This is a genomic window from Paracoccus rhizosphaerae (assembly GCF_026162645.1).
GTDB classification, from domain to species: Bacteria; Pseudomonadota; Alphaproteobacteria; order Rhodobacterales; family Rhodobacteraceae; genus Paracoccus; species Paracoccus rhizosphaerae.
Genome location: NZ_JAOTBE010000112.1, coordinates 1 through 6,242, shown reverse-complemented (window position 1 = coordinate 6,242; position 6,242 = coordinate 1). Strand labels below are relative to the sequence as shown.

General features: G+C 64.7%; 7 protein-coding genes and 1 pseudogene. 6 read left to right on the top strand and 2 right to left on the bottom strand.

What is annotated here, in order from left to right; translation table 11 throughout:
• Both OC184_RS20755 and OC184_RS19275 read right to left on the bottom strand, forming a co-directional pair.
• Positions 1-168, bottom strand: a pseudogene (locus OC184_RS20755) (IS110 family transposase); the annotation flags it as partial.
• Between the two features lie 290 nt (positions 169-458).
• Positions 459-914: a MerR family transcriptional regulator gene (locus OC184_RS19275; protein ID WP_265508779.1), complete on the bottom strand. Its 456-nt coding sequence runs from the start codon at positions 912-914 to the stop codon at positions 459-461.
• A gap of 79 nt (positions 915-993) precedes the next feature.
• Between OC184_RS19275 and OC184_RS19270 the strand changes: the two genes are divergently transcribed.
• The 6 genes from OC184_RS19270 to OC184_RS19245 all read left to right on the top strand — a co-directional run bounded on the left by OC184_RS19270 (position 994) and on the right by OC184_RS19245 (position 5,742).
• On the top strand, positions 994-3,216 hold the full coding sequence (locus OC184_RS19270; RefSeq protein WP_265508777.1) for a heavy metal translocating P-type ATPase: 2,223 nt from the start codon (positions 994-996) through the stop codon (positions 3,214-3,216).
• 95 nt (positions 3,217-3,311) lie between these two features.
• Positions 3,312-3,686 carry a DsbA family protein gene (locus OC184_RS19265; protein ID WP_265508776.1) on the top strand — a complete coding sequence of 125 codons (375 nt, stop codon included), beginning with the start codon at positions 3,312-3,314 and terminating at the stop codon, positions 3,684-3,686.
• 85 nt (positions 3,687-3,771) lie between these two features.
• The gene (locus OC184_RS19260) at positions 3,772-4,353 is read left to right on the top strand and encodes an SCO family protein (protein WP_265508775.1); all 582 of its coding nucleotides are present in this window, start codon (positions 3,772-3,774) and stop codon (positions 4,351-4,353) included.
• A 1-nt stretch (position 4,354) separates the two neighbouring features.
• Positions 4,355-4,831 (top strand): copper chaperone PCu(A)C, encoded by a 477-nt coding sequence (locus OC184_RS19255; protein ID WP_265508774.1) that lies wholly within the window; start codon positions 4,355-4,357, stop codon positions 4,829-4,831.
• On the top strand, positions 4,816-5,262 hold the full coding sequence (locus OC184_RS19250) for an SCO family protein (RefSeq protein WP_265508773.1): 447 nt from the start codon (positions 4,816-4,818) through the stop codon (positions 5,260-5,262). The genes OC184_RS19255 and OC184_RS19250 overlap by 16 nt, the downstream gene beginning before the upstream one ends.
• Before the next feature lie 12 nt (positions 5,263-5,274).
• Positions 5,275-5,742 (top strand): DUF411 domain-containing protein, encoded by a 468-nt coding sequence (locus OC184_RS19245; protein WP_378926671.1) that lies wholly within the window; start codon positions 5,275-5,277, stop codon positions 5,740-5,742.
• Positions 5,743-6,242: the final 500 nt, after the last annotated feature.

The window sequence follows — 6,242 nt, the reverse complement described above, 5'->3', positions numbered from 1 at the left end:
GGCTTCGAGGTCAACGACGGCGATGGTGCCGTCAAAGTCCCTAATCCAGCGCGCCAGCGCTTCCGGCTCGCTGGCCGCCTGCGCCTCCCTCACGATCTTCCCATGCTCGCTGATGACGCAGGTCGCAGTCTTCTCCAGTGATACGTCCAGTCCGACAAACAGCTTCATCCCGCAGTCCTCCCGTTGGATCCAATACGGGAATGGCGCCAACTGGCCCTCGCCTTGGCAACGGTAACGAGCGGGTTGCTGCGCAGGCCCCGTTACGGCATCTCAGGAACACGATCTGCACGGTCTTCGCGTCGAAGGTCAGGCTGATGACCAGCATCAGAAGGGCAAGAAGTGGGCTGATGCCGACCTCAAGGGAGATACCGAAGGACGGTACCAGCAACCCGGAAGCGTTCGTGAGGATAGGCAGAAGCAGCAGGTTGTTCTCAATGAACGTCAGGCCTTGGCGCATGTCAGGAGTCGTGTGCCGGGTACCCCAGGTGGCATCCTTCGCGGTGATGGTCATGAAGGCAGTTCTCGTGATTGCCCAGGACCTCGATGACTTTGCAGTCCGAGATCGTCCCTTTGGCGCATTGCGTCAGCATCCGTTCCAGTTCCTGCTGCAAGGCCTGGAGCCGCGCGATGCGGTCCTTGACGGCCGAAAGCTGGCGGTTGGCGATGACATCGGCTGCGGCGCAGGAGATTTCCAGCCGGTCCGACAGGCTCAGCAGTTCCCGGATGTCATCCAGCGGAAAGCCAAGCTCGCGGCTGTGGCGGATGAAGGCCAGCCTTTCCTGGTGCTCGGCCCTGTAAAGACGCTGGTTGCCCGCACTGCGCTCCGCCTCCGGCAACAGGCCGACCTCCTCGTAATAGCGGATGGTCGGCACCTTCACGCCGGTGGCCGCACTCAACTTTCCGATGCTCAGCATGAGAAACCTCTTGAACCTCTAGTGGCTGGAGATCCTATCTTGCAGGTTCGGTGAGTGGAAGACCTGGACGGGGTGCGAGATGGCTACGGAAACGGCAGAGCGGCGTGAGTGGACAGTAACGGGCATGGATTGCGCGGCCTGCACGACGAAGGTGGTGCGGGCGGTGGAGCGGCTGCCGGGCGTCAGCGAGGTCAAGGTGGCGCTGATGTCGGAGCGGCTGACGCTGAACCTTGCGCCGGAGAGCACCGAGCCGGAGGCCATCGAAGGCGCCGTCCGCAAACTGGGCTTCGGCATCGCCCCGAAAGGGCAAGATGCGCCGCGCAAGAAGGCCTTCGTCTTGCCCGGTGACGTCCCGATCCATCCGGCGGAAGATGACGCATTGGAAACAAACGCCCGTGCCGGCGATGTGGCACCGGCTCCGCAGGACAAGTCGTGGCACCGGACTGCAAAAGGACGGCTGGTCATCCTGACGGGCGCGTTGCTGGCGGTCGCTTGGCTCATCGAATTGCTCACCTCTGCCGAGACAGGCTACTGGGCCTTCGTCGCGGCCTGCCTGATCGGCGTCGCACCAGTGGCAAAGCGCGCCTTCGAGGCTCTTCACATGGGTCAGCCCTTCACCATCGAGGGCCTGATGACCATCGCCGCCGGGGGCGCATTGCTCATCGGTGCGGCCGAAGAGGCTGCGCTGGTCGTCTTCCTCTTCGCTGTGGGCGAGGTGCTGGAGGGCGTCGCGGCCGGCAAGGCACGGCAGGGCATCCGAGCACTGGCCGATCTGGTGCCGAAGACCGCGCTGCTGGAGGTGAATGGCCGCACCCGGACGGTTCCTGCAGACAGCCTGCAGATCGGGCAGAGCGTCGTCGTCCGTCCCGGCGACCGCATCCCTGCGGATGGCGAGATCACCCAAGGCACCAGCGGCGTAGATGAAAGCCCGGTCACCGGCGAGAGCGTGCCAGCGACACGCAGCGTGGGCGATCCGGTCTTCGCCGGCTCGATCAACACCGAGGCCGCATTGCGCGTCCGCGTCACCCGCGAGCCGAGCGACAACACCATCGCCCGCATCATCCGCTTGGTCGAAGAGGCCGAGGAGGCGCGCGCACCCACGGAGCGGTTCATCGACCGCTTCTCGCGTATCTACATGCCCGCCGTCATTGCCTTGGCCGCTCTGGTGATCGTGGTGCCGCCGCTGGCCTTTGGTGAGGACTGGACGACCTGGATCTATCGCGGCCTGGCGCTGCTGCTGATCGGTTGCCCCTGTGCGCTGGTGATCTCGGTCCCCGCCTCCATCGCCTCGGCACTTTCGGCAGGCTCCCGGCGCGGTCTCCTGATGAAGGGCGGCGCCGTCATCGAAGCGGCGGCAAAGGTCACGCATGTCGCCTTTGACAAGACCGGCACCTTGACGCGCGGCACCCCGGTAGTGACCGACCTGATCCCCACTCTGGGGGTGGAGGAGGCCGAGCTGCTGGCCATCGCCGCCGGCGTCGAGGCAGGGTCCAGCCACCCTCTGGCCCGCGCGATCCTGAACCGTGCGGAGGCTGCCTCCGTGCCGTTACCGGCGGCAAGCGAGGCTCGGGCCCTGCCCGGACGCGGTGTCGAGGCCATGCTGGACGGGGCACGAGCTTGGGTCGCCTCGCCTTCTCATGCCGCTGAGGCCGGCGGGATCGACAAGGCATCCCTTCAGGAAGCGACGACCTTGGAGGATGCGGGCAAGACGGTTGTCGCCGTCTACCGCAAAGATTGGCCTCTGGGGCTGATCGCGATGCGGGACGAGCCGCGCGACGATGCGGCCGTGGCTGTCCGGCAACTGGCAGCGATGGGCGTCAGTGCCACCATGCTCACCGGCGACAACGCCCGGACCGCGGCGGCGATTGCCGGAGGTTTGGGCCTGGGCTTTCATGCGGGGATGATGCCCGAGGACAAGCTGGCGGCGATCCGCGAGATGAACGGCGAGGGCCGCGTCATGATGATCGGCGATGGCATCAACGATGCGCCCGCGCTGAAGGAGGCGCGGATCGGCATCGCGATGGGGTCGGGCACCGACGTGGCGCTCGAGACCGCCGACGGTGCGATCCTGCGTGACCGCGTTGCCGACGTTCCCGCCCTGATCCGCCTGGCACGAGCGACGATGGGCAACATCCGCCAGAACGTGGCGCTGGCGCTTGGGCTCAAGGCCGTCTTCCTCGTGACGACGATCTTCGGCATCACCGGCCTCTGGATCGCCATCCTCGCCGATACCGGCGCGACCGTGCTGGTCACACTGAACGCCCTGCGCCTGCTGGGCGTCGATCCCACCCGGGAGGCCTGAGATGCTCGGACAGGCAGGGTGGATCGGCCTTGGCGTCGTGGCGATCTATCTGACGGCCTTTTTCTGGGGCACGGCATCCGGCGCAGCTGCGGATCGTGCTGCGCCACACGCCCTTTCACGAAGGCTCGCACGAGGCCGTGCGCATTCTTGAAGCGGCACGACGACAGGATAAGTTCGAACAGGTGCTGGATGCGCTCTTCGCGAAGCAGCCGGATTGGGCCATCCACGGGGCACCCGATCTCAATCGCGCCTGGCGCATCGCCGGCGCGGTGGGCCTGGATCTCGAGAGGGCACGCACAGACCGGCTTCATCCGGACACGACCGCCATTCTGGACCGGGACGTGGCCGATCTTCAGACGATGGGGGTGCGGGCGACTCCGACTTTCTCCCTGGACGGCCGGCCGCTCAGGAATGTCAGCTTCGACAGCCTGAGCGCTGCGATCCGAACCGCCGTGGCCGAGCCCGGCTGACTGACAAAACCGTGAGGGCCCCCAAAGCCGCTTGAACCTCACGTGGCTAGAGGTGCTAGGCCGCGCATAGAAACGGAACATCGAAATGCTTAAGAACATCAGGATCATATTGTGGGTCGCCGTGGCCGTGTCGCTCATCGGGATGGCCGCGCTGCTCTGGCGCCAGGACGACCCAGAGCAGACGGCCGCGTTCAGGCCGCATTTCGCGCTGCCGGATGAGGCGGGGACGATCCATAGGACCGAAGACTTCCGGGGCAAGCATGTCCTGGTTTTCTTCGGCTTCACCAACTGCCCTGACATCTGCCCGACCACCATGGCCGAGGTTGCCCAGGTCATGGACGATCTGGGACCGCAGGCCGAAGACGTGCAGCCGATCTTCATCTCGGTCGATCCCGAACGTGACCGGGAAAGCGGGCTGAACGCCTACCTCGCCGCCTTCCACCCCTCCATCCTGGGTCTGGCGGGTGACGCGCAATCCACCGAGGCCGCCATCGACAGCTTCAAGGTCTTCGGGGATCGCGAAGCGGACGCATCCGCACCGGGGGGCTACACCATGTCGCACAGCTCGAGCCTGTATCTGATCGGCCCGGAGGGCGACTGGCTTGGCCAGTTCACCTACGGCACGCCAGCCGATGACATCACCGCAGAACTCAAGGAACGCCTGTAAGATGATCAAAGCACTCGTCGCGGCGACGGCACTGGCCGTCTCTCTGCCGATCATGGCATTCGCCGAATGCGCCGAAGTCACGCAAGGCGACATCACCCTCAGCGGCGCCTGGTCTCGCGCGACCGTGGGAGCCGACCGCCCGGCCGTTTTCTATGTCACGATCCGCAACGACGGGTCTTCCGACGATCACCTGACCGGCATCACGACGCCCGTGGCGGCCATGCCAATGCTGCATGAGACCGTCATTCAGGACGGCGCAGCGCGTATGCCCCATGCCGACCGGATCGTGATCCCGGCCGGCGACACGGTCAGCCTCGCCCCGGGCAGCTACCACGGAATGCTCATGGAGCTTTCTTCCGCCTTGGACGAAGGCAGCAGCTTCCCAATGACGCTGCAGTTCGAGAAAGCGGGGCCAATCGAGATTAAGACCGACGTGCTTCCGATCCGCGCGCGCGAGGCCGCATGCGCCGCACCCTGATTTTTGGCGCCACCGCCTTGGTCGCGGTCGGCTTCATGCTGAGCATCGGGGCCTGGCGGAGCGGCGATCTGCCTTGGCAATCCGAAGCTGTGGCGGCCCGGTCCGTTCGCGATGCCGACGTCAGCGCCATGACCTGGCAGCTGGTGCGGCAGGATGGCTGGCGGATTGGTCCGCAGGACTGGGCGGGACAGACGAACATCGCCTTCTTCGGCTTCACCTGGTGCCCCGACGTATGCCCGCTGACGCTTGCGAACATCTCCGACTGGTTGGAGGAACTGGGCCCAGACGCGGAGCGCGAGGATGGTGATTACACTATCGACGACAATGCAGGTCTCTTCGTCTTCGGGCCAGATGGGCGGCTGTCCAGCATCGTCGACCTGCATGACAATCCACACTTCGCAGTGCCGAAGATACGGCGCGCAATGACATAGGAGGTATAGACCTTGATCCCCATATCACGACGCATCTTTCTCTCTGCCGCGGCGGCGGCCGCCGTGCTGCCCCACCATGGCCTTGGTGAAACATCCGCCCATATCCACGTGGTCGAGGGCACCGGCTGCGAGTGCTGCAAGCAGTGGACCCGCTACCTGCAAGAAAGCGGCTTCGAGGTCACGCATGAAGAGCGGTTTGGTGCTCTCCTTATGCAGCACAAGCTGGACCTCGGGGTGCCCATCGAGGCCTCCTCCTGCCATACCGGCTCGATCGACGGCTACTTCCTGGAAGGTCACGTTCCGGCTGCCGACATCCGCAAGCTGCTGCAGGGTCGGCCCAACGCCCGGGGCCTGGCCGTGCCGGGCATGCCCTACGGAAGTCCGGGCATGGGGCTGGAAAGCAAGCGCGATGCCTATGACGTCCTACTGATTCGCAAGGACGGCAGGAGCGAGGTCTTCACGCATTATCCTGCGGCCTGACCTCGGTTATTCCTTTGTACTGAAAACCCACCTGATGATCAAACTGATCCTCCGCCACGTCTCCCTCCGACTGATCGGTGCCGTGGCGGCCTGTGGGCAGTTCGGATCCACCTCCGTGCAATGCGACGTCCCGCAGTACAAGCGCTATGCAGGCCCTCCGGTCACACAGGTCGTTGTCCAGAGGGGAGAGCGCCGGATGCACCTCCTGAATGGTCAGACGGTCATGCGATTTCGGATTCAGAAATCAGTCAAAAAGGCCACAAGCAGTTCGTGGGCGACGGCAAGATGCCCGAGGGCCTCTAAGTCGTAGGTCGTTTCAACCAGTGCAGCCGCTGTCACCTCTCGGTCGGCATCTCCTGCCCGGATGATCAGAACAAGGCCTAGGTGTCCGATCCCGGATGATCACATAGATCCTCGCCGGACGGCGCTTTTCGTGGCAAGATCTATCCTTGGCGAGGTTCGGGACGGGAGGCGAGGATGCTGATCTCTCTTCACAAGCA

What these genes read in the sequence shown, in the direction of transcription:
- OC184_RS19275 (WP_265508779.1), bottom strand. Translation starts at nt 914, where the DNA reads ATGCTGAGCATCGGAAAGTTGAGTGCGGCCACCGGCGTGAAGGTGCCG.
- OC184_RS19270 (WP_265508777.1), top strand. Translation starts at nt 994, where the DNA reads ATGGCTACGGAAACGGCAGAGCGGCGTGAGTGGACAGTAACGGGCATG.
- OC184_RS19260 (WP_265508775.1), top strand. Translation starts at nt 3,772, where the DNA reads ATGCTTAAGAACATCAGGATCATATTGTGGGTCGCCGTGGCCGTGTCG.
- OC184_RS19255 (WP_265508774.1), top strand. Translation starts at nt 4,355, where the DNA reads ATGATCAAAGCACTCGTCGCGGCGACGGCACTGGCCGTCTCTCTGCCG.
- OC184_RS19250 (WP_265508773.1), top strand. Translation starts at nt 4,816, where the DNA reads ATGCGCCGCACCCTGATTTTTGGCGCCACCGCCTTGGTCGCGGTCGGC.